Annotated in this window: 24 protein-coding genes, 1 rRNA gene and 2 other annotated features; all 25 genes read right to left on the bottom strand. The window is 39.3% G+C overall.

Going from position 1 to position 23,922, the window contains the following annotated elements; genetic code table 11:
• Positions 1-61: 61 nt before the first annotated feature.
• Positions 62-3,622 (bottom strand): DNA-directed RNA polymerase subunit beta, encoded by a 3,561-nt coding sequence (gene rpoB, locus ACGLXV_RS16265; RefSeq protein ID WP_119706262.1) that lies wholly within the window; start codon positions 3,620-3,622, stop codon positions 62-64.
• Positions 3,623-3,949: 327 nt separating this feature from the next.
• On the bottom strand, positions 3,950-4,552 hold the full coding sequence (locus ACGLXV_RS16260; RefSeq protein WP_391559484.1) for a class I SAM-dependent methyltransferase: 603 nt from the start codon (positions 4,550-4,552) through the stop codon (positions 3,950-3,952).
• 112 nt (positions 4,553-4,664) lie between these two features.
• Positions 4,665-5,027, bottom strand: coding sequence for a 50S ribosomal protein L7/L12 (gene rplL, locus ACGLXV_RS16255; RefSeq protein WP_391559483.1), 363 nt, complete (start codon positions 5,025-5,027; stop codon positions 4,665-4,667).
• Positions 5,028-5,089: 62 nt separating this feature from the next.
• The gene (gene rplJ, locus ACGLXV_RS16250; protein ID WP_119706259.1) at positions 5,090-5,590 is read right to left on the bottom strand and encodes a 50S ribosomal protein L10; all 501 of its coding nucleotides are present in this window, start codon (positions 5,588-5,590) and stop codon (positions 5,090-5,092) included.
• A 32-nt stretch (positions 5,591-5,622) separates the two neighbouring features.
• Positions 5,623-5,769: a sequence feature (ribosomal protein L10 leader region), on the bottom strand.
• A gap of 57 nt (positions 5,770-5,826) precedes the next feature.
• Complete coding sequence (rplA, locus tag ACGLXV_RS16245; protein ID WP_119706258.1) at positions 5,827-6,525, bottom strand: 50S ribosomal protein L1; 699 nt, start codon at positions 6,523-6,525, stop codon at positions 5,827-5,829.
• 164 nt (positions 6,526-6,689) lie between these two features.
• Positions 6,690-7,115, bottom strand: a complete 426-nt coding sequence (gene rplK / locus ACGLXV_RS16240; RefSeq protein WP_066058614.1) for a 50S ribosomal protein L11 — start codon at positions 7,113-7,115, stop codon at positions 6,690-6,692.
• Positions 7,116-7,289: 174 nt separating this feature from the next.
• A complete protein-coding gene (gene nusG, locus ACGLXV_RS16235; protein WP_391559482.1) occupies positions 7,290-7,823 on the bottom strand; it encodes a transcription termination/antitermination protein NusG in 534 nt (177 codons plus the stop codon).
• A 167-nt stretch (positions 7,824-7,990) separates the two neighbouring features.
• Complete coding sequence (gene secE / locus ACGLXV_RS16230) at positions 7,991-8,170, bottom strand: preprotein translocase subunit SecE (RefSeq protein ID WP_066058623.1); 180 nt, start codon at positions 8,168-8,170, stop codon at positions 7,991-7,993.
• Between the two features lie 49 nt (positions 8,171-8,219).
• Positions 8,220-8,363, bottom strand: coding sequence for a 50S ribosomal protein L33 (gene rpmG, locus ACGLXV_RS16225; RefSeq protein ID WP_119706256.1), 144 nt, complete (start codon positions 8,361-8,363; stop codon positions 8,220-8,222).
• 93 nt (positions 8,364-8,456) lie between these two features.
• The gene (gene sigH / locus ACGLXV_RS16220) at positions 8,457-9,146 is read right to left on the bottom strand and encodes an RNA polymerase sporulation sigma factor SigH (RefSeq protein WP_391559481.1); all 690 of its coding nucleotides are present in this window, start codon (positions 9,144-9,146) and stop codon (positions 8,457-8,459) included.
• 44 nt (positions 9,147-9,190) lie between these two features.
• Positions 9,191-9,700 (bottom strand): NYN domain-containing protein, encoded by a 510-nt coding sequence (locus ACGLXV_RS16215; protein WP_391559480.1) that lies wholly within the window; start codon positions 9,698-9,700, stop codon positions 9,191-9,193.
• A 1-nt stretch (position 9,701) separates the two neighbouring features.
• Entirely contained in the window at positions 9,702-10,445 is a 744-nt protein-coding gene (gene rlmB, locus ACGLXV_RS16210) for a 23S rRNA (guanosine(2251)-2'-O)-methyltransferase RlmB (RefSeq protein WP_119706253.1), read from the bottom strand.
• A 16-nt stretch (positions 10,446-10,461) separates the two neighbouring features.
• A complete protein-coding gene (locus tag ACGLXV_RS16205; protein WP_119706252.1) occupies positions 10,462-10,866 on the bottom strand; it encodes a Mini-ribonuclease 3 in 405 nt (134 codons plus the stop codon).
• A 3-nt stretch (positions 10,867-10,869) separates the two neighbouring features.
• The gene (gene cysS / locus ACGLXV_RS16200) at positions 10,870-12,267 is read right to left on the bottom strand and encodes a cysteine--tRNA ligase (RefSeq protein ID WP_391559479.1); all 1,398 of its coding nucleotides are present in this window, start codon (positions 12,265-12,267) and stop codon (positions 10,870-10,872) included.
• Positions 12,248-12,916 carry a serine O-acetyltransferase gene (cysE, locus tag ACGLXV_RS16195; RefSeq protein WP_119706250.1) on the bottom strand — a complete coding sequence of 223 codons (669 nt, stop codon included), beginning with the start codon at positions 12,914-12,916 and terminating at the stop codon, positions 12,248-12,250. Before cysE ends, cysS begins: the two co-directional genes overlap by 20 nt.
• A 65-nt stretch (positions 12,917-12,981) precedes the next feature.
• Positions 12,982-13,211, bottom strand: a binding site (T-box leader).
• 43 nt (positions 13,212-13,254) lie between these two features.
• Complete coding sequence (gltX, locus tag ACGLXV_RS16190) at positions 13,255-14,715, bottom strand: glutamate--tRNA ligase (protein ID WP_391559478.1); 1,461 nt, start codon at positions 14,713-14,715, stop codon at positions 13,255-13,257.
• A 68-nt stretch (positions 14,716-14,783) separates the two neighbouring features.
• Complete coding sequence (gene ispF, locus ACGLXV_RS16185; RefSeq protein ID WP_391559477.1) at positions 14,784-15,266, bottom strand: 2-C-methyl-D-erythritol 2,4-cyclodiphosphate synthase; 483 nt, start codon at positions 15,264-15,266, stop codon at positions 14,784-14,786.
• A gap of 5 nt (positions 15,267-15,271) precedes the next feature.
• The gene (gene ispD, locus ACGLXV_RS16180) at positions 15,272-15,970 is read right to left on the bottom strand and encodes a 2-C-methyl-D-erythritol 4-phosphate cytidylyltransferase (protein ID WP_119706247.1); all 699 of its coding nucleotides are present in this window, start codon (positions 15,968-15,970) and stop codon (positions 15,272-15,274) included.
• Positions 15,971-15,990: 20 nt separating this feature from the next.
• Positions 15,991-17,082 carry a PIN/TRAM domain-containing protein gene (locus tag ACGLXV_RS16175; RefSeq protein WP_391559476.1) on the bottom strand — a complete coding sequence of 364 codons (1,092 nt, stop codon included), beginning with the start codon at positions 17,080-17,082 and terminating at the stop codon, positions 15,991-15,993.
• Positions 17,083-17,276: 194 nt separating this feature from the next.
• Complete coding sequence (gene radA, locus ACGLXV_RS16170; RefSeq protein ID WP_391559475.1) at positions 17,277-18,653, bottom strand: DNA repair protein RadA; 1,377 nt, start codon at positions 18,651-18,653, stop codon at positions 17,277-17,279.
• Between the two features lie 140 nt (positions 18,654-18,793).
• Complete coding sequence (clpC, locus tag ACGLXV_RS16165) at positions 18,794-21,229, bottom strand: ATP-dependent protease ATP-binding subunit ClpC (protein WP_119706244.1); 2,436 nt, start codon at positions 21,227-21,229, stop codon at positions 18,794-18,796.
• A gap of 22 nt (positions 21,230-21,251) precedes the next feature.
• Complete coding sequence (gene mcsB / locus ACGLXV_RS16160; protein WP_119706243.1) at positions 21,252-22,316, bottom strand: protein-arginine kinase McsB; 1,065 nt, start codon at positions 22,314-22,316, stop codon at positions 21,252-21,254.
• A 3-nt stretch (positions 22,317-22,319) separates the two neighbouring features.
• Complete coding sequence (mcsA, locus tag ACGLXV_RS16155; RefSeq protein WP_119706242.1) at positions 22,320-22,874, bottom strand: protein-arginine kinase activator protein McsA; 555 nt, start codon at positions 22,872-22,874, stop codon at positions 22,320-22,322.
• 53 nt (positions 22,875-22,927) lie between these two features.
• Complete coding sequence (locus tag ACGLXV_RS16150) at positions 22,928-23,389, bottom strand: CtsR family transcriptional regulator (RefSeq protein ID WP_119706241.1); 462 nt, start codon at positions 23,387-23,389, stop codon at positions 22,928-22,930.
• 292 nt (positions 23,390-23,681) lie between these two features.
• Positions 23,682-23,797 (bottom strand): 5S ribosomal RNA (rrf, locus tag ACGLXV_RS16145).
• Positions 23,798-23,922: the final 125 nt, after the last annotated feature.

Here is a 23,922-nt window from a genome sequence, read left to right as displayed (position 1 = left end):
AATCAGCCCATCTCCTAAAACCTCATCAGTGAAGGAGATGGCCTTTATTTATGTGAGTTGATTACTCTTTAGTACCTACTTTTTCTGATTCAGACTCTTCAAAATCAGGCAAAATCGTCAAAGCATCAGCTTGTTGTACTTCCTCATCATCTTCTAAATCGCGCATTTCAATCTCTTGCTCATCGCCTGATAGGATCTTAACGTCCATACCTAAGCTTTGAAGTTCTTTCATTAATACGCGGAATGATTCTGGTACACCTGGTTCTGGAACATTCTCACCCTTAACGATCGCTTCATACGTCTTCACACGACCTACTACATCATCTGACTTGACCGTCAGGATTTCTTGAAGTGTATAAGCAGCACCGTAAGCTTCCAATGCCCAAACCTCCATCTCACCAAAACGCTGTCCACCAAATTGTGCTTTACCACCCAGTGGTTGTTGCGTTACAAGTGAGTAAGGTCCAGTTGAACGAGCATGTAGCTTATCATCAACCATGTGAGCAAGTTTGATCATGTACATTACTCCGACAGAAACACGATTGTCGAATGGTTCACCAGAACGACCGTCATATAGTACTGTTTTCGCGTCACGAGCCATACCTGCTTCTTCAATAGTTGACCAAACATCTTCTTCACGCGCTCCATCAAATACCGGAGAAGCAACATGAATGCCTAGTGCTCTTGCAGCCATACCGAGATGAAGCTCAAGTACCTGACCGATGTTCATACGTGATGGTACCCCTAATGGGTTTAACATGATGTCAACCGGAGTCCCATCTGGTAAGAAAGGCATATCCTCTTCCGGTAAGATACGTGAGATAACCCCTTTATTCCCGTGTCGACCGGCCATCTTGTCCCCTTCAGAAATCTTACGCTTCTGAACAATATAAGCACGAACAAGTTGGTTTACACCTGGAGGTAACTCATCTCCATCTTCACGGTTAAAGACTTTTACATCTAGGACAATACCGCCCCCACCGTGAGGTACACGAAGAGATGTATCTCTAACTTCACGTGCTTTTTCACCGAAGATTGCATGTAATAAGCGTTCCTCAGCTGTTAGTTCTGTTACACCTTTAGGCGTTACTTTACCAACTAGTAAATCTCCGTCCTTCACTTCTGCTCCGACACGTACGATTCCACGCTCATCGAGATTTCTAAGAGCATCTTCCCCTACGTTTGGAATATCACGAGTGATTTCCTCTGGTCCAAGCTTTGTATCACGTGACTCTGACTCGTATTCTTCAATATGAATAGAAGTATACACATCATCTTTTACAAGTCTTTCACTCATGATAATAGCATCTTCATAGTTATAACCATCCCAAGTCATGAAGGCAACAAGAACGTTACGGCCAAGAGCAAGTTCTCCAAGCTCCATTGATGGTCCGTCTGCAAGGATCTCTCCTTTTGTTACACGGTTACCTACAGCCACGATAGGTCTTTGGTTATAGCAAGTACCTTGGTTTGAACGAATGAATTTTTGCATTCTATATTTATCTAGATCGCCCTTTACTTCTTGGCCATCTACTTCAGTCACTCTTCTTACCCACACTTGACGAGCTTCAACATGCTCCACGATTCCATCGTGTTTACAGATCACTGCTGCTCCAGAGTCTTTACCAGAAACATATTCCATTCCCGTTCCTACACGAGGGGCTTCTGGTTGCATCAATGGTACAGCCTGACGTTGCATGTTCGCACCCATAAGAGCACGGTTTGAGTCATCATTTTCAAGGAACGGAATACATGCTGTCGCAGCTGAAACTACTTGTTTAGGAGAAACGTCCATGTAGTCTACACGCTCACGATTAACAACCGTGTTTTCGCCTCGGAAACGAGCAATAATATCGTTATCTATGAAAGATCCGTCTTCTCCTAGTCTCACATTTGCCTGTGCTACTACATAGTTATCTTCTTCATCTGCAGTTAAGTAGTCGATATGACTTGTAACTTTTCCTGTTTCAGGATCTACACGTCGATATGGCGTTTCGATAAACCCGAATCGATTTACTTTTGCAAAGGAAGATAGAGAGTTGATTAGTCCAATGTTCGGACCTTCCGGCGTTTCAATTGGACACATACGACCATAGTGAGAGTAGTGAACGTCACGCACTTCGAATCCAGCACGTTCACGTGTTAAACCACCAGGTCCTAATGCTGATAAACGTCGCTTATGAGTAAGCTCAGCTAATGGGTTTGTTTGATCCATGAACTGCGATAACTGAGAGCTACCAAAGAACTCTTTAATCGACGCAATCACAGGACGTATATTAATTAATTGCTGTGGTGTAATCGTATTTGTATCTTGAATGGACATTCTTTCACGAACGACTCTTTCCATTCTTGATAAACCGATACGGAATTGGTTTTGAAGTAATTCTCCTACTGAGCGCAGACGACGATTTCCTAAGTGGTCAATATCATCTGTATCTCCTACCGAATGTAGAAGGTTAAAGAAATAGCTAATGGAAGCAATAATATCAGATGGATCAATGTTCTTAACAGCTTCTGGTACATATGCATTTCCAATAACATTAATTGCCTTTTCGCCATCCTCATTAGGAGCAAAAATCTTAATTGATTGTAAAAGGATATCTTCTTGAACTACTCCTCCAACTGGAGTGAAGGTCTTAAATCCAATATTCTTTTCTAATTGTGGAAGAATACGATCTAACGTACGGCGGTCTAAAAGCACACCTTTTTCTGCAATGATTTCTCCCGTTTCAGGATCAACCAATGTTTCTGCAAGGCGTTGACCGAATAGACGATTCTTTATATGCAGCTTCTTGTTAATTTTGTAACGACCTACATTCGCTAAATCATAGCGCTTAGGGTCAAAGAATCTAGAAACAAGTAAACTTTTTGCATTTTCAACCGTTGGTGGTTCACCAGGACGAAGACGCTCATAAATTTCTAACAGAGCTTTCTCTGTACCTTCCGTATTATCCTTTTCAAGAGTATTACGAATGTACTCATTGTCTCCAATTAACTCAATGATTTCTTGGTCTGAACCAAATCCTAATGCACGCAAAAGAACCGTAACGGGTAACTTCCTCGTACGATCTATTCTAACGTACACAACATCCTTCGCATCTGTTTCGTATTCTAACCAAGCACCACGGTTCGGGATTACAGTTGCTGTATATCCACGTTTTCCGTTTTTATCAAGTTTTCCACTATAATAAACACTTGGTGAACGCACAAGCTGAGATACGATAACGCGCTCGGCACCATTAATAACGAATGTACCTGTTTCCGTCATAAGCGGGAAGTCACCCATGAAAACATCCTGGTCTTTTACTTCCCCAGTTTCTTTATTAACAAGACGCACTTTTACACGAAGTGGAGCAGAGTATGTAACATCTCGTTCCTTGGATTCTTCAACAGAATACTTTGGTTCGCTTAAACTATAATCAATAAATTCTAATGACAAATTACCTGTGAAATCTTCAATCGGTGAAATATCCTGGAACATTTCACGCAATCCTTCATCAAGGAACCATTGATAGGAAGCTGTTTGAATCTCAATTAAGTTAGGTAATTCTAAAACTTCACTGATTCGCGCATAACTTCTTCGTTGGCGGTGTCGTCCATACTGAACTAGTTGACCTGTCAACAGATTCACCCCTCAAATCAAGCTTTTGTGATTACTTCTATAAATTTCTTATAAAAAATAGATAGGAAAACGAGATGTTTTTGTCCAGACAGGAGGATTTTCCCACTTGACCGCTCGACTCAAGACTTCAACGCTTACATGTATCTTTTTTCATAAGACAAAAAGAAAAAGGGTTTTTTCTTAAAAACCACATTCTCCAATTTTCTACTATTATTTAATTAGCATCGCCGTAAACTACCAAATTTATACAACTACAGTTGAATTTAGCAATTTTACACAATATATCATGTTGGCATTTTATAATATTAACATAGCCAAAATGTCAAGTCAAATCTTTTTAGCTTTCAAAATAAAATACCCTTTTTTCTTTTCAACGGTTTCAACTGAATCAAATATTTCATTTAGTTTTTCTATCGCTGATGGTGCACCCTGTTTTTTCTGAATAACTACCCATAGCTCACCACCAGGAGCCAGATGATCAAAACTTTGTTCAAATATATCGTGAACTACTTGTTTTCCTGCACGAATAGGAGGGTTAGTTAAGATTGCGGCAAACCCCTTACCTTTTACCTGAGTTAACCGATCACTCTCGTATATAGTTACATTTGAAACTTTATTTAGAGCTGCATTATCCTTTGCTAATCCAATCGCTCGCTCATTCACATCTACCATATGTATTTCTTTGGTTGGTTGTTCTTTTGCTAGAGAAATCCCAATCGGGCCATAGCCACAACCAACATCAAGAATCGGGCCATCAACCTTAGGAAATTGAAAAGTCTCAATCAGTAACCTCGACCCAAAATCTACTTCACTTTTTGAGAACACACCATTGTCGGTAATAAAAGATAGACTTTGACTTCTTAGTGTAAAGCTCCATGTCTTTCGATTACTTTCAACTTTTTGGTCCCGTGAGAAATAATGCTCTGCCATTCTACCACTTCCATGAATTTTTAGTAGAGAAAACTTATACGAAAAAATTATAATCGAACCTTTTTTAAAAAGCAAAAGGCTCGCTTATGCAGCGAGCCTTTCAATATCATTATTACTTAACTTCAACGTTTGCTCCAACTTCTTCAAGCTTAGCTTTGATTTCTTCAGCTTCTTCTTTAGAAGCTCCTTCTTTAACTGCTTTTGGAGTGTTGTCAACAAGTTCTTTTGCTTCTTTAAGTCCAAGACCTGTGATTTCACGTACAACTTTGATAACTTTGATTTTTTGGTCGCCTGCAGAAGCAAGAACAACGTCAAATTCAGTTTTCTCAGCAGCAGCTTCTCCACCAGCAGCTCCAACTACAGCTACAGGAGCAGCAGCAGTTACACCAAATTCTTCTTCGATAGCTTTTACTAAGTCGTTAAGTTCTAAAACAGTCATGCTTTTAACTGCTTCAATGATTTGTTCTTTAGTCATGATAAAAGTTCCTCCTTAAAATTGTGTTTGTTTTAGTTTATTTCACGAACGATATTTCTAACTTACGCGCCTTGTTCTTCTTTTTGATCTGCAACAGCTTTTGTAGCAAGAGCAAGGTTGCGGATTGGAGCTTGAAGTACGCTGAGTAGCATAGATAGTAAGCCTTCGCGTGATGGTAGTTCAGCAAGAGCCTTAATATCTTCTAATGATGCAACGTTCCCTTCAATTACACCTGCTTTAATTTCAAGAGCTTCATGCTTTTTAGCGAAGTCATTTAAAATTTTAGCTGGGGCAACTACATCTTCGTTACTGAATGCAATAGCGTTAGGACCTGTAAGAGCGTCGTTAAGGCCAGCAAGTTCAGAAGCTTCAGCAGCACGACGAGTTAAAGAGTTTTTGTAAACCTTGAACTCAATACCAGCTTCACGAAGTTGTTTACGAAGTTCTGTTACTTCAGAAACATTTAAACCGCGATAGTCAACAACAACTGTTGTTTTAGCAGCTTTTAACTTATCAGCGATTTCGTCTACGATTACTTTTTTAGTTTCGATAGCGTTGCTCATCCTTACACCTCCTGTAGATTTACTACATTTATACCGGAAAATATAAACCTCCATGCCTTGCAGACATGGAGGAAGTATACAATAGTCGTTTACACGAACTGTTCAATCTATCGTATGACCTCGGTAGGAAATTAAGCCTTAAAGGCACCTACTGTCTGCGGTACAAATGTTATTCTATTTTCACAACAAAATCTATTCTAGTAGAATTTCATTCTGTTGTCAATTATATTTTCAAATTACTTTGCATTTACAGTTGAAGGGTCTACTTTTACTCCAGGTCCCATTGTTGAAGTAACAGTTACGTTCTTCATGTAAGTTCCTTTTGCAGCAGAAGGCTTCACTTTAAGCATTGTTTCGAAAATTGTAGTGAAGTTCTCAACAAGCTTTTCGTTTTCAAAAGAAGTTTTCCCGATTGGTACGTGGATGTTTCCAGCTTTATCAACACGGTATTCAACTTTACCAGCTTTGATTTCGTTAACTGCTTTAGTTACATCAAATGTAACTGTACCAGTCTTAGGGTTTGGCATTAAGCCTTTAGGTCCTAATACACGACCAAGCTTACCAACTTCACCCATCATGTCAGGTGTAGCAACGATTACGTCAAACTCAAACCAACCTTGGTTGATCTTGTTGATGTAGTCTGCATCTCCTACATAATCAGCGCCAGCTGCTTCAGCTTCTTTCGCCTTTTCACCTTTAGCAAATACAAGTACACGTTGTGTTTTACCAGTTCCGTTTGGAAGCACAACTGCTCCACGGATTTGTTGGTCAGCTTTCTTTGGATCTACTCCAAGACGGAAAGCAACTTCTACAGATGCATCAAACTTTGCAAAGTTTGTCTTTTTAGCAAGTTCAATAGCTTCTTCAACCGGATATGCTTTTGTACGGTCAACAAGCTTTGAAGCTTCTAAAAACTTCTTACCTTTTTTAGCCATTTTTATTTCCTCCTAGATTGTGGTTTTAGCGGAAAAGTTCTTAACTAACCTCCCACGAATAACAGCACTGTGCATATCGCACAATCGCTAGACATAAGAAAGGTTGCGCGTGAAACCAAATTCAACACCGCAACCCCTTAACTAAAGAAAAATTCGAGCATGAATTAGTCTTCGATAACAATACCCATGCTGCGTGCAGTACCTTCAACCATACGCATAGCTGCTTCAACGCTAGCCGCATTTAGATCAGGCATTTTTGTTTCAGCAATCTCGCGCACCTTGTCACGCTTGACTGTTGCTACTTTATTACGGTTCGGTACACCAGAACCAGACTCGATACCAGCCGCCTTCTTAAGAAGAACTGCAGCAGGAGGAGTTTTTGTAATAAATGTAAATGAACGGTCTTCAAAAACCGTAATCTCAACAGGAATGATTAAGCCAGCTTGTTCAGCTGTACGAGCGTTGAACTCTTTACAGAATCCCATGATGTTAACACCGGCTTGACCTAGTGCAGGACCAACTGGTGGTGCTGGATTAGCTTTAGCTGCAGGGATTTGTAACTTAACAATCTTAATTACTTTTTTAGCCACGAGACACACCTCCTTAAGTCCGTGATGTGGTAATAGGGGATTTTCCCCTCCCACTCATATAATAGTCTTTATTTAAAATAAAGAACTGTTTCCTTTTGTCCGGTCTCAAAGTTTGAGACATACTGACCTTTGAAATATTACCACTTTTCGAAACCTATTTCAAGTTTTTTCAGGTTATATTTTTTCAATCTGTGTAAATTCAAGTTCTACAGGGGTATCTCGACCAAACATATTTACAAGAACCTTGACTTTAGACTTGTCTTTATCTATTTCTTCAATAGATCCAGTAAAGTTTGCAAATGGCCCCTCCTTGACTTGTACCATTTCTCCAAGTTCAAAGTTTACATCCACACGCTTCTGCTCAAGTCCCATACGTTTAAGGATGAAATCCACTTCTTCCGGTAGTAAAGGAGTCGGCTTAGAACCAGATCCAGCTGAACCTACGAAACCAGTTACTCCAGGAGTGTTTCGAACAACATACCAAGAGTCATCTGTCATCACGATTTCAACCAATACGTAACCTGGAAACACCTTTCTTTTAACTACTTTCTTTTTACCATTCTTAATATCTGTTTCTTCTTCTTCAGGCACTACCACGCGAAAGATTTTGTCTTGCATCGCCATAGACTCTACACGTTTTTCAAGGTTTGCTTTTACCTTGTTCTCATAGCCCGAGTAAGTATGAACTACATACCAATTCTTTTCCATTGTCGAGGACGAATTGTCCTTCCCTCCCTATATGAAAATATCCATTTTATTAAACTAGAAAGCATTGTTAGCCTTTATTTTTTTTACAAATGAAAAAACCCGTTACCGGGCTTTGCTAAAAGTTTCCTATGTTTGTTACCATTATACCATTATGTTACGGGTGTTATTCAAGGAATTAAACGAATTAATTCTGAAATCCCTAAATCTATTACAGCAAAGAAAAGAGCAAAAAATATAACTGTAGCTAATACCGTAACTGTGTAGTTTGTCAGTTCCTTACGCTTTGGCCAACTAACTTTGCGCATTTCGCGGCTGACATCTTTAAAAAAATTGACTACGCGCTGCATGTGTATACCCCCAACTTCCTTGTCTTACTCTATCTATAGGTGGTGCCTACTACTTTGTTTGACGGTGGATGGTATGAGCACTGCATGTTCTACAAAACTTCTTCAGCTCTAACCGTTCCGACTCTTTATTGCTCATCGTTGAATAGTTTCTCGAACCGCAAGTTACACAGGCCAAAACTACCTTTTTTGTCAAAAATGCCACCTCTAACTTACTATTTTGTCCATAAAACTGTATCATGGACACTTATCAATGTCAACAGAGCTCTATTACCATATACCTGTCATATTACAGGGTGAGCTCCCTTACCTCAAGATATTTCTCAAGCTTCCTTTTCACACGTTGGAGCGCATTGTCAATGGATTTCACATGACGGTTGAGCTCCTCTGATATTTCCTGGTAAGACTGACCATCTAGGTAAAGAGCTAGTACCTTCCGCTCTAAATCACTAAGAAGCTCAGCCATTTTAACCTCAATATGATCAAATTCCTCTTGATTGATAATAAGTTCCTCCGGATCTAACACTTTAGCTCCAGAAATAACATCCATTAACGTTCGATCGGATTCTTCATCATAGATCGGCTTGTCCAACGACACATAAGAATTCAGCGGAATATGCTTTTGTCTCGTTGCCGTTTTAATAGCGGTAATAATTTGTCTCGTGATACACAGTTCTGCAAACGCTTTAAAAGAGGTGAGCTTGTCTTCTCGGAAATCTCGGATCGCTTTGTAAAGACCGATCATTCCTTCTTGAACAATGTCTTCTTTGTCAGCACCGATTAAGAAATAGGATCTAGCTTTAGCTCTAACGAAATTTCGATACTTATGAATCAAGTAATCTAATGCTTCACTATCACCTTTGTGCACTAAATCAACTATTTCCTCATCCTCAAGCTGTATGAAATGTAAATAATTTTCGTTGATTTTTGTTGTCTTGTAGTCAGCATTCACTTCGGATCCCCCCGACCGAACAAGCATAGATAGAAATATTATACAGTAGCCTTTTTTAAAGCGTCAACTGCTCATCGCTTTCCTCTTCGCCATTTTTCAAAAATTTCTGCCACTTCACTGCTTAATGGAATTTTTGAAGTAGGGCTATTTTCCTGAATTTTTTGTACCTTCTTTTCTATCTTCTTTTCAACCGAGTCCATCTCTATTAATAACTCTCGTGCTGATTTTCTTAGTGCACCTTGTCCAAATATGGCCCATTGTTCCGTAAAATCAGAGGTTGCCACATGAATCTGAGTTTTTCTATTATTTAAAGAGATCGCAAGTTTTTCAATGCGTTCATCCGCTGTTTCATTATTTCTTGTGAATATAACTTCGACTTTATAATTCTTATACTTTTTCTCTGTTCCTTTTACAAAATGGGCATCGAATACAACGATGACACGATAGCCTGAGTAAGCTTGATACTCGGCCATCCTCTCAACTAAACGGTCCCGAGCTGATGCTAAATCCTTATTTTTTAGCTCTCGAAGCTCTGGCCAAGCTCCGATGATATTGTATCCATCCACTAACAGAATGTCCATTTTATCCCTCTAGCGGATATCGTTTTCGATACACCTCATACATTAAAAGGGCAGCCGCTACCGAAGCATTTAAAGAGGTGACATGTCCTTTCATTGGCAGGCTAACCAAAAAGTCACATTTATCACGGATGAGTCTTCCCATTCCTTTTCCTTCACTACCAATCACAAGACCTAAAGGCATTGTCCCATCAAGCGAACGAAAGTCCTGTTTGCCCTTTGCATCTGTCCCTGCAATCCATAAACCTCGTTCCTTTAGCTCATCAATGGTTTGTGCCATATTCGTCACGCGGACAACAGGAACATATTCAATGGCACCCGTTGATGCTTTTGCAACAGTTGCTGTTAACCCAACTGCTCGTCGTTTCGGAATGATAATTCCGTGTGCACCAGTGGAATCAGCTGTTCTCATAATGGATCCTAGATTATGCGGATCCTCAATTTCATCTAACAAAAGGAAAAATGGTGTTTCACCTTTTGCTTCTGCCGCCTTAAACAAGTCATCTAGCTCCGCATATTGATAGGCAGCTACTGCCGCTACAACCCCTTGGTGATTTCCTTCTACCATCTGGTCGATTTTCTTTTTAGGAACAAATTGAACGATGACATTTTGTGCTTTTGCTAGCCCAATGACCTGTTGCATTTGACCCGTTTGGGAACCTTCTGCGATAAATATTTTATTCACATCGCGTTCTGACTTTAGTGCTTCTATAACTGGATTTTTCCCAATAATAAAGTCTTGGCTCATATTATTGTTCCTCCTTTCATTCTCCAACTTGAGAGAGGGCAACTTCGATCAATTCATCAAGTCGCTCCTCTCTGTTCATTAAATATAGATATCCGATTAATGCTTCGAACGCTGTCCCATAGCGATATGTCTGTACATCTGTGTTCTTTGGCACTGTTCCAGATTTTGCATTTCTGCCCCTTCTAACAACAGCCTCTTCTTCCTCACTTAAGAGCTTCGAATCCAGAAAGTGATGGATGAATTGACATTGAGCTTTTGCTGATACATATTTCGTCGACTCCTTATGAAGCTGATTCGGTCGTACCTTCCCAGATTGAAGAAGGTATCTCCGAACATATACTTCAAAAATGGAGTCCCCTATATATGCTAGCGCGAGACTATTCAATTGTTTTGCATCTATCGTATTTTCAAAGTGAAGCATATTTTAGCCTCTTTTCCATCTTGTGCCTTGAGGCGTATCTTCTAAAATAATATTCATATCTTTTAACTGATCACGAATTTGGTCAGATAACTGGAAATTTCGATCTTTTCTAGCCTGGATTCGTTGTTCGATTAATGCTTCTATTTCTTCGTCAAGCAGTTGATCTGCTTCAAGAGTTAAACCTAAGATTCCAAATAACACTTCAAACTCACTCATAAATGCGTCGATCACAGTGATAGATGTATTTTTTTCAATAAGATACATGTTAGCCAACTTAGATAAGTCGAATAACTTAGAGATTCCATTAGCTGTATTAAAATCATCATCCATATCACGTACAAACTCATCATGTAAGGTAGTAACCTTTGTCAACCATTCTTGATCATTGTCCGTTAAATTGGCACTAGCCTCACGTCGATGTTTTAAGTTTTGGTAAGAAGTTATTAATCGATCAAGTCCTGCCTTTGTATTTTCTAACAACTCATCTGTATAGTTGATGGGATTGCGATAATGTACTGCTAACATAAAGAATCTTAGTACTTGCGGATCATGTTTTTTGATAATATCGTGTACAAGAACAAAGTTTCCTAGTGATTTTGACATTTTTTCATTATCAATATTAATGTACCCGTTATGCATCCAATAGCGCGCAAATGTTTTGTTTGTTAACGCTTCTGATTGCGCAATTTCATTTTCATGATGCGGGAAAGCCAGATCCTGTCCGCCTGCATGAATGTCAATCGTATCACCTAAATACTTCTTCGCCATTGCAGAGCACTCAATATGCCAGCCTGGTCTTCCTTTCCCCCATGGGCTTTCCCAGAAAATTTCACCCGGCTTTGCTGCCTTCCAAAGTACAAAGTCTAAAGAATCTTGTTTCTTCTCACCGATGGCAATTCTCGTACCTAGTCTCAGTTCATCAATCGATTGGTGAGACAATTTTCCATACTCCTTGAATTTACGAGTGTGATAGTATACATCGCCCTCGGACTCATAGGCATATCCCTTTTCAATCAATGTAGAAATAAAGTCTATAATAATATCCATACTTTCTGTTACGCGAGGATGAACATCTGCTTTTTTGCATCCGAGTGCTGTTACATCTTCAAAGTATGCTTTTATAAAACGATCAGCAATCGTTGGGACATCTTCTCCAAGCTCATTTGCTACACGAATAAGCTTATCATCCACATCAGTGAAATTGGAGATATATTGAACCTCATATCCTCTGTACTCTAAATATCTTCTTACTGTATCAAACACAATGGGTGGTCTTGCATTTCCTATATGGATATAGTTATAAACTGTAGGACCGCAAACATACATCTTTACTTTACCCTCTTCTAGAGGGATGAACGGCTCTTTTGAACGAGTCAGTGTATTATATATTTGAATGCTCATGCTCGTAGCTCCTTTCCTTCTCTACCTGTTCTAGTTGTTTTCTTAAATTGTAAATATCCGCTTCTAATGCTTTGAAACGGTCGCCAGTTGGATCTGGTAGATCACAGTGATTTAAATCTTTCTCTACTTTCTTTCCATCCCTTATTACCACTTTCCCAGGAATCCCAACTACTGTCGAATTTGGAGGGACATCCTTTAGTACGACAGAACCTGCTCCTATCTTAGAATTTTCACCAACCGTGATCGATCCTAATACTTTTGCACCCGTTGCAATAAGAGCATTATCCTTAATAGTTGGATGTCGCTTTCCTTTCTCTTTTCCCGTTCCCCCTAGTGTAACTCCCTGAAACACAGTCACATTGTCACCAATTTCACATGTTTCACCGATGACAACCCCCATGCCATGATCGATAAAAAAACGCCTTCCGATGGTTGCACCTGGGTGAATTTCTATCCCTGTGAAGAAGCGGCTTACCTGCGATATGACCCTTGCCATAAAATAAAATTTCCTCTTATATAGAGCATGCGCCATTCGATGAGCCCAGATGGAATGCAAACCTGAATATGTTAAGATAACCTCCAAATACGTCCTTGCCGCTGGATCTTGTTCAAAAACTACTTCAACATCTTCCTTTAGCATTTTAAACATTATCGTTCCCCCTAAACGTAAATGCTGCATTTTTTGTGAAAATAAAAAACGCCCCTGTCAAAAATGACAGAGACGCTTGTATGCGCGGTTCCACTCTGTTTAAGTAACCTAATTGTTACTTCAACTCAACTCTTGTAACGGAAGAAATCCGCCTCATTCTACTAGGGGAATGACCCGTTTCGAATCAGGACTCAGAGGGGCACTTCAAAAAACAAGGGGCTTAAACCACTTTCAGCCGATGATGGTTCTCTCTAGAAAGCATTGCTTTTTTACTTTTCCTCTTCAACATTTTCTAAATTATATAATTATCTTTACTATATTACATTTTTTCCAATCTGTTAACCAATAATGCTCACAATTCGTTGTAATATTTTTTCTTTACCAATTAAAGCAATTGCTTTAGGTAAATCTGGGCCGTGTGTTTGACCAGTAGCAGCAACACGAACTGGCATAAAGAGCTTCTTACCCTTTTGTCCTGTTGCTTTTTGAACGATCTTCAAAGTTGCTTGAACATCCTCTGATTGCAGGCTTGAAAGCTTTTCAATCTCACTCGCAAAAGTAGATAATACTTCCTTCACGCCCTCCTCCTGAAGAACCGCCTTTGCTTCTTCCTCTAGCTCTAGTTCCTCCTTGAAGAATAACTCAGATAGCTCGACAATTTCAGCCCCATAGCTTAACTGATCTTGATAAAGCGCTACGAGATTTTTCGTCCATTCTATTTCCTCTGGAGTCATAGCCTCACTAACAAGACCCGCCTTTTGAAGATGCGGTAGAGCAAGCCCATACACAACATCAACATCTTGCTTCTTCATGTACTGGTTATTCATCCATGTAAGCTTTTGCTTATCAAATAGAGCTGGAGATTTCGAAAGTCTATTCGCTTCAAAAATGGAAATCAGCTCTTCCTTCGAGAAAATCTCTTCTTCTCCAGATGGTGACCAGCCGAGTAAGGTAATAAAATTAAATAATGCTTCAGGAAGATATCCTAATTCCTCATACTGTTCAATGAACTGAATAATGGACTCATCACGTTTGCTCAGCTTCTTTCGGCTTTCGTTTACGATCAATGTCATATGTCCAAACACTGGTGTTTCCCAACCTAATGCTTCGTAAATCATCATTTGCTTTGGTGTATTAGAAATATGGTCATCTCCACGTAACACATGTGTAATTTCCATCAAGTGATCATCAACAGCAACAGCAAAATTATAAGTCGGTGTTCCATCTTTTTTTACAATGACAAAATCTCCACCGATTCCATCTGCCTCAAAAGATACATCACCTTTGACCATGTCGTTAAAGCTGAAAACCTTCCCACTTGGAACCAAAAAGCGTACGCTTGGTTGTCGTCCTTCTTTTTCTAGAGCTTCGCACTGCTCACTCGTTAGATGACGGCATTTCCCTGAATAGCCACCCATCTCACCCTTCTCCGCTTGCTCATTACGTTCTGCTTCTAGTTCTTCCTCTGTACAATAGCATTTATAAGCTTTGCCCTCTTCTAGAAGTTGCTTAAAGTACACTTCATATAAGTCGTTACGTTCTGATTGTCTGTATGGACCATATGATCCACCGACATCAACGCTCTCATCCCAATCTATTCCTAACCATTTTAAGTATTTAAGCTGACTTTCTTCCCCGCCAGCAATATTACGCTTCTTATCGGTGTCTTCAATTCGGATAATAAACTTTCCACCTTGATGACGCGCAAACAAGTAGTTAAATAGCGCAGTACGAGCGTTTCCAATATGTAAATGCCCCGTTGGACTTGGTGCATAACGAACACGTACAGTGTTAGACATTCTATTTTTCCTCCTAAAGAGTTCAATCTATTTTTGAGATTTATTTTATCATTGTGAAAAGACAATTCCTAGAGCTCTTTCTTTTTTAAGAGCACAACTGCTTGAGAAGCAATTCCTTCTCCTCTTCCAGTAAACCCAAGCTTTTCTGTTGTTGTTGCTTTAACATTTACTTGTTCTGGTGTAGCCTTCAGTAATTCAGCAATTCGGTTCTTCATTTGTTCAATGTATGGTGCCATCTTCGGTCTTTGTGCAATAATAGTGCAATCAGCATTCACTAGCTCATATCCTCGATTCTCAACTAATGACCATACATGTTCAAGAAGTTTTGCTGAATCGACATCCTTAAACTCTGGATCAGTATCCGGAAAGTGTCTGCCAATATCTCCTTCACCTATCGCTCCTAAGACAGCATCTGTCACTGTGTGAAGAAGGACATCTGCATCGGAATGCCCTAACAATCCTTTTTCATAAGGAATCGTTATTCCTCCTATAATTAGAGGTCTACCCTCTGTGAGCTGATGAACGTCAAATCCTTGTCCAATTCTAAACATCGTTATTAAAGTCCCCTCTTTTGGTAGTCACGTTGCTTTATGATTGCCTCTGCAAAATACAAATCTTCTGGTGTCGTCAGTTTAATATTATCGTAGTCACCCTCAACAATTTTTACAGGTATATGTAATCGTTCTACTAAACTTGCCTCATCCGTCCCTAAAAACTTCTGTTCCAACGCTAAGTTATGAGCTTCTTCTAACAACGACACGCGAAAAGCTTGTGGGGTTTGAATGGCCCACAAGCTTGAACGCTCAATCGTCTCAACTACTTCAAAATTATTTACCTTCTTAATCGTATCCTTAACAGGGACGGCTACTACAGCCGCTCCATCCTTTTCAGCTACCGCTACTAATTCATGGATTACTCTTTTTTCAATAAATGGCCTAGCTGCATCATGAACGAGAACAATTCCCTCTTTCTTTGCAGCTTGCAACCCATTATAAACACTATGCTGTCTTTCGTTCCCACCAGCAACAAGGGAAGTAACCTTTTTAATTCGATACTTTTTTAAAAGGCTGGAAAAATGATCTTCATCTCCGGCTGAAATAGCTAAAATAATTCCCTGACATGCCTCATCTAATTCAAATACCTTGAGTGTATGAATTAATATAGGAATATCCTTTAGCTGAAGCAACACCTTATTTTTGCCTGCCCGCATTCTTTTCCCTTGTCCTGCTGCAGGGATAATAACTTGGTAAGACATAAGATATCCCCTAACTATTTCTATAATGCTTTTTCTAGTAATTTCGGTTTAGCAAAAATCATTCGACCAGCTGATGTTTGCAGTACACTTGTTACCAATACATCAAGCTGCTTCCCAATATAATCTCTACCATCTTCAACAACAATCATCGTGCCATCATCGAGATAAGCAATACCTTGGTTATGCTCCTTGCCATCTTTTATAACTTGGACATTCATTTCTTCTCCAGGCAATACAACTGGCTTAACGGCATTTGCTAAGTCATTAATGTTTAATACAGCAACCTTCTGAAGTTCACACACTTTATTTAGATTAAAGTCATTGGTTACGACTACCCCGCTTGTTAGCTTTGCAAGCTTAACAAGTTTTGAATCTACCTCTTGTACATCCTCAAAGTCGCCTTCATATATCTCTACATTCATGGCTAGTTCTTTTTGAATTCGATTTAAAATATCAAGACCTCTTCTACCACGGTTTCGCTTTAATACATCAGAGGAATCAGCAATATGCTGCAATTCTTCAAGGACAAATTGTGGAATAACAATGGTTCCATCTAAAAATCCTGTTTGGCAGATATCTGCAATACGTCCATCAATAATAACACTCGTATCTAATATTTTTAATTCATTTTTGGCATTTGTATTCTCAGCCTCTGATTCTTCATCACTAGACTTCTTTTTTGATTTTGTAAAAAGGGATAATAACTCGTCTCTCTTTTTAAAACCAACCTGGAAACCTAAATAACCAAATAGAAGTGTCAGTAGTACGGGAGCTACCGTATTTAAAATAGGTACTTCAATACCCGTTAAAGCATAACCAACTAAAAAGGCAATAATTAACCCAAATACTAATCCTACGCTACCAAAGATAATATCTGTTATAGGTACTTTTACAAGAGATTCTTCTACCCATTTCACGAAATTGACGACATAATCGACCGCCCAAAAAGTAATAAGATAAAAAATAATAGCACCTAAAATAGCGGTAACATAATGATTATTTATCAGAGGAATGTCGTCTAATGATATAAGTGTTAATAAATCAGAGATTAAAAAGATCCCTAAAGTACCACCTGTAATTAAGAAACAGGCTTGAACAATTCGCTTTAACATTCCTTCACCTCCTTTTATACATTATAAACAAATTCTATAAATTGAAACGTAATATTTCATAGAAATTATTGTTTGTCATTATCCTGTAATCTCTTTGTTATAGAGTATAATTGCGGGTGATTTCACATGTTTATTATTACTAAGGGTAGCACCTAGCAAATATTGGTGTCAATTTTTTACCCTTTATCTTTCACTTATTCAAATGTCGCTTTAAGTGCATCTGCTACAGTAGAAACTCCAATCAACTGAATCCCTTTTGGGGCTGACCACCCACCTATGTTGTTGGCAGGGATAATGACTCTCTCAAACCCTAGCTTGGCAGCTTCTTGAACACGCTGCTCTATTCTTGATACCCTTCTTATCTCCCCTGTCAAACCTACTTCACCAATAATACAATCCGTTGGTCTGGTTGGCTTATCACGGAAACTTGAAGCAATGCTAATCGCTACAGCTAAATCAATAGCTGGTTCATCCAGCTTCACTCCACCAGCAACCTTTAAGTATGCATCCTGGTTTTGGAGTAGCAAACCAACTCGTTTCTCCAACACAGCCATTAACAGTGACACTCTGTTATGATCAATGCCTGTAGCCATCCTCCTAGGATTTCCGAAACTAGTCGGTGAGATAAGTGCTTGTATCTCTACTAAAACCGGTCGAGTACCTTCCATCGAAGCAACTACTGTCGATCCTGCAGCACCTTGAGATCGCTCCTCAAGAAATATCTCAGATGGATTATGAACCTCTTCCAATCCAAATTCCTTCATTTCAAAAATTCCCATTTCATTTGTGGAACCAAAACGGTTTTTTACCGCTCTGACGATCCGATACGTATGGTGGCGCTCCCCTTCAAAATATAGAACGGTATCGACCATATGTTCGAGAAGTCTAGGACCTGCAATCGAGCCTTCTTTTGTCACATGGCCTACGATGAAAATAGCAATGCCCTTTGTCTTACCTATTCTCATAAGCTCAGCTGTACACTCTCTTACTTGAGAGACACTTCCTGGTGCTGAGGTTACTTGAGGATGGAAAATGGTTTGGATAGAATCAACAATCACGAAACTCGGGTTTTCCTTTTCAATCGTTCGACTGATCTCTTCTAGGTCTGTTTCAGAATAGACGAGTAAGTTTTCTGATGCTATTCCTAGTCGATCTGCTCTTAGCTTCGTCTGTCTCATTGACTCTTCCCCTGAAATATAAAGAACGGAATGTTGCTTTTTTGCCAGTTGAGAGGAAACCTGTAATAGCAAGGTGGATTTTCCAATTCCGGGATCACCGCCTATTAACACAAGGGAGCCCTTAACAATTCCTCCACCTAACACACGATTTAACTCGACCAAATCCGTTTGTATACGGGGCTCTGTAATCGTTTCAATTGAGGTAATTGGTGTTGCTTTAGACATGGTTGTTGAACCTACTGAATGAGCAAAGGTTGCGCGATGATTAGACACCTTTTTTTCTATTTCTTCCACCATCGTATTCCATTGTCCACACCCAGGGCATTTCCCCATCCATTTGGGAGATTCATAGCCGCAATCATTACACATAAATTTTGTTTTTACTTTTGCCAAACTTATATCCCCCTTTACACCTTCCTTGCCATACTCTCTTATTATAAGACATGTTGTAAATTCATTGCAGTGATAAGTATTTCCCAACAGAAAATAGAAGGCACACGTAATTTCTTACGTGTGCACCCTATTCTTTACGATTATTTATGAATGGGTTCTCCTGCCCTTACAGCAAAATCACCATCCACATAATCAATGACAACCTTTTGTCCTGTTAGAACCGTTCCTCTTAATAACTCTTCTGATAGACGGTCTTCAATATGCTTTTGAATCGCTCTTCTTAAAGGTCGAGCACCGTATTCAGGGTCATACCCTTCCTCAGAAATCTTCTCTTTTGCAGCATCTGTTAGCTCTAACGTAATATCCTGTTCATTTAATCGCTTAATTAGCTGATCAGACATTAATGTTACAATCTGTTTCAAATGCTTTTTCTCTAACGAATGGAAAACAATAATCTCATCGATACGGTTTAGGAACTCTGGACGGAATGCCTTTTTCAGCTCCTCCATTACCTTACCCTTCATATCTTTAAAGTCCTGTTCTCCATCTTGAATGTTAAAGCCAACATACTTATTACGCTTTAACGCTTCTGCTCCAACGTTAGAAGTCATAATAACAACTGTATTACGGAAATCAACACTTCTTCCTTTTGAGTCAGTTAGACGACCATCTTCTAGGACTTGAAGCAAAATATTAAATACATCTGGATGCGCCTTTTCAATTTCATCTAATAAAATAACAGAGTATGGTTTTCTTCTAACCTTTTCTGTCAATTGTCCACCTTCATCATATCCTACATAACCTGGAGGAGAACCTACTAGTCTGGAAGTCGAATGTTTTTCCATATACTCCGACATATCAACGCGAATCATTGCTTCCTCGTCACCAAACATGGCCTCTGCTAATGCACGTGCAAGCTCCGTTTTACCAACACCTGTTGGACCAAGGAAAATAAACGATCCGATAGGGCGCTTTGGATCTTTCAAACCAGCACGAGCACGACGTACAGCTTTTGATATTGCCTTTACAGCTTCCTCTTGACCGATTAAACGAGAATGAAGAATTTCTTCAAGCTTTAATAGCTTATCTGTTTCTGTTTGTGCCAGGCGTGATACTGGAATTCCAGTCCAACTAGCTACAACCGTAGCAATATCATCGACAGTAACCTCTGAGTTCTCTTGTCCTTGCTTCTCTTTCCATGTTTTCTTTGTCTCTTCTAATTGTTCACGAAGTCTTTGCTCTGAATCTCGTAATGATGCAGCCTTTTCAAATTCTTGGCTTTGAACAGCAGCATCCTTTTCCTTACGAACCTCTTCAAGCTTTGCTTCAAGCTCCTTTAAGTTTGGAGGAGTCGTGTAAGAACGAAGTCTTACTTTTGAACCTGCTTCATCTATTAAATCAATGGCCTTATCAGGAAGAAAACGATCCGAAATATAACGGTCGGACAATTTTACAGCTGCCTCAATCGCTTCATCCGTAATGGATACTCTATGATGTGCTTCGTAACGATCTCTCAATCCTTTTAAGATTTGAACAGATTCATCCGCAGTTGGTTCATCTACCATGATTGGCTGGAAACGTCTTTCTAGAGCTGCATCCTTTTCAATATATTTACGGTATTCATCGAGGGTTGTTGCCCCAATACATTGAAGTTCCCCACGAGCTAAAGAAGGCTTTAAGATATTTGAAGCATCAATCGCACCCTCTGCTCCACCCGCACCTATAAGGGTATGAAGCTCATCTATGAATAAGATGATATTTCCTGCTTGTCGGATTTCATCCATAACTTTCTTTAAACGGTCTTCAAACTCACCGCGATATTTTGTACCTGCTACAACTGTACCCATATCAAGCGTCATAACACGCTTATCTCTTAATGTTTCAGGAACCTCATTGTTTACAATTTGTTGGGCTAAACCTTCAGCAATAGCTGTTTTCCCTACTCCAGGCTCCCCAATTAACACGGGGTTATTTTTCGTTCGTCGGCTTAATACCTCGATCACACGCTGAATTTCCTTAGCTCTTCCAATAACCGGATCAAGACTTCCTTCTCTAGCAATAGCTGTTAAATCTCTTGCTAAGCTATCTAAGGTAGGTGTATTAGCGCTTGCTGCTGTACCACCTTGATGATTGCTTGACTCACTGCTACCTAAGAGTTGAAGCACCTGCTGTCTTGCTTTGTTTAAGCTGACCCCTAAGTTGTTTAATACCCTTGCTGCTACTCCTTCACCTTCACGAATAAGACCAAGCAAAATATGCTCTGTTCCTACATATGAATGACCAAGCTTTCTTGCTTCATCCATAGAAAGTTCAATTACCTTTTTTGCTCTCGGTGTATAGTGAATCGTCTGAGAAGCATCTTGCCCACGACCAATCAGATTTTCTACTTCTTTTTGTATTTTCTCTGATCCTAATCCTAAAGCATATAATGCTTTTGCAGCGATACCTTCGCCTTCTCTTACTAACCCAAGTAAAATATGCTCTGTTCCAATATTGTTATGACCTAAACGAATAGCTTCTTCCTGGGCTAATGCAAGTACCTTTTGAGCTCTCTCTGTAAAACGTCCAAACATCATGTGAACATCCTCCTAACTAAGGTTAATTTTCCATTTTTATTCTTTCCCTTATTAAAGAGGCGCGACGAATATCACGCTCGTTGGGTCTTAGTGGTCCTCCCGCGTATTGCTGGAGAAATCCTGGCTGTGTTAATATCATTAATTCATTCAAAATATTTTTTGATATGTTTTCAATATAACCCATATCAATCCCTAATCTTACATCAGATAAGCAGTTGGCTGCTTCCTTTGTTTCAATGATTCTACTATGTGTTAGAACACCTAGGGAGCGAAAAACTCTATCTTCTAATTGTATGTTAGAAGTTTTTGCTAATGCCCCACGAGCGGATCTTTCCTGGGCAATTAGTTGGCTGACAACTCCCTTTAAGTCCTCAACAATATCCTCTTCAGATTTACCTAACGTGATCTGATTAGATATTTGAAAGATGTTACCTAACGCCTCACTACCCTCTCCATACATTCCTCTAACGACGAGACCAAGTTGATTGATGGCTGGAATAATACGATTCATTTGTTGAGTTAATGTCAAACCTGGTAGATGCATCATAACAGAAGCCCGCATCCCTGTCCCTACATTCGTCGGACAGCTCGTTAGGTATCCTACCTTTTCATCGAAGGCATAATTGATATGCTCTTCTAATTCATCATCAATGCGATCAGCCAGTGTTAACGCCTCGCTCACCTGGAATCCTGGATATAAGCATTGAATTCGGATATGATCTTCTTCGTTAACCATAATGCAAACTTCTTCATTTTCGGATAAAAGACAGGCACCTAGAGCAGAGTTTTCAACTAGATGAGGGCTGATTAAATGCTTCTCCATTAATACTCGTTTTTGTATTGGCTGAAGTTCTTCCATTCTTAGGAGCTCTAATTGACTTAAGTTAGGAATGGTATGATTTAATAATGCCTTCTCCATTGTCTGAATAACATCTAGTGCTTCCTCATTAGAGAAGAGGGTGGGGAACTTATACTCATTTATATTCCGCGCCAGCCGAATTCGAGAACTTAGAACAATGTCTGAATCAGGCCCTTCTGCACTCATCCATGAGCTTATGGCTTGATTAATAAATTTTTCAAGAGACATGTACTATTCCTCTCCTTCACTTTCACTGCGTAACAGCTTTTCAATTTCTCTAATTTCATCCCTTACAATTGCTGCTTGTTCAAACTCTTCGTTTTCTATTGCAGACTTTAAATCAACCTTTAGTTCTTCAACTTTCTTTTTGTAGTGAATGTTTCCACCTATTCGCTTAGGTATCTTCCCATTATGTGTGGAGTTTCCACTATGGAGCCGTCGTAGTATCGGTTGAAGCTGATCCCTAAACGTCTCATAGCAATGAGCACATCCAAACCGCCCGACTTGAATGAATTGCTTATATGTCATCGAACAGCTTTCACATTGCAATACTTGTTGTTGCTCATAAAGTGAAGCTTTTTGTTGAGCAAGCTGGTAGTTATGATCGAAGTTTAATAGCCCAGCCAATAGATTATTAATGGAAAAACCTGACGTGTTAGTGACTACAAAGTGCTCTCCTTTTTCTTGAGCACAAACCTCACATAAGTGAAACTCAGTTTTTTTACCATTATTAATCTTTGTAAAATGAAGTGTAGCTGGCCTTTCATTACACTCCTGACAAATCATGTTACTCACCTCAATAAATGGCTTTACTCTTTTCTAAAGGCGTAGAATTCTTCTTACTTATATTTTAATGTTGTTAACATAGCCTTTAGCATTCTCGAACGAAGTTCATCACGATATGGTAAGTCAATATACAGGACGGAGCGATCAATGACACTGAGCATAATTTTTGCTTCTCTCGTTGAGATCACATCTTCCTCAACTAGTCTGAAAATCACGTGCTCTGCACTACTTTGTGACACTCTAGAAGAGATCACAGTTAGCAGCTGGTCAATAAGGTGAGCATTATCGTGTGATTGAACCTTCATAATTCGAATATATCCACCACCACCTCGTTTACTTTCTACAACATACCCTTTTTCAATGGTAAATCGTGTGTTTATTACGTAGTTGATTTGTGATGGTACACACTGAAACTTATCAGCTATTTCACTACGCTTAATTTCAACGAGCTCTCTTTCACTCATCTCGAGTACTTCCTTTAAGTACTGTTCAATGATATCGGAGATATTCCTCACCATATCCCCCCTCTCTGACTTTGACTATATTTGACATTAATTATACATGATGAACGTAGTTTCATGCAATGAACAACACCTTATAAATTTTTCCCCAAATTTCGTGCTCGCAAACTAGGAAAGAATACATAAATATGATTCTATAAAATGGAGAATAAAGTAAGTTTAAGACAGATTCACTGAAGAACAGAGCGTTTGTGGGGTATTTTATCTATTCTGGTCATAAAAGTGATTATATATCAAATAAAAATACACAATAAAAAAAGCACCCATTCAGGTGCTTTTTTTATTTGCCTAGCGACGTCCTACTCTCACAGAGGGAAACCCTCAACTACCATCGGCGCTGAAAAGCTTAACTTCCGTGTTCGGTATGGGAACGGGTGTGACCTTTTCGCTATCGCCACTAAACTAGTATTCACTTGAAGGAATCATTCCTTCAAAACTAGATAATGAATGAAGAAGAAGAAATACGTTTCATCTTAAATTTGGTTAAGTCCTCGATCGATTAGTATCAGTCAGCTCCACACGTCACC

Origin of the sequence: Robertmurraya sp. (assembly GCF_036676585.1) — a bacterium.
Classification (GTDB): domain Bacteria; phylum Bacillota; class Bacilli; order Bacillales; family Cytobacillaceae; genus Robertmurraya_A.
Note: the sequence above shows the minus strand (reverse complement) of the source record. Positions and strands in the feature narration are given on the sequence as shown.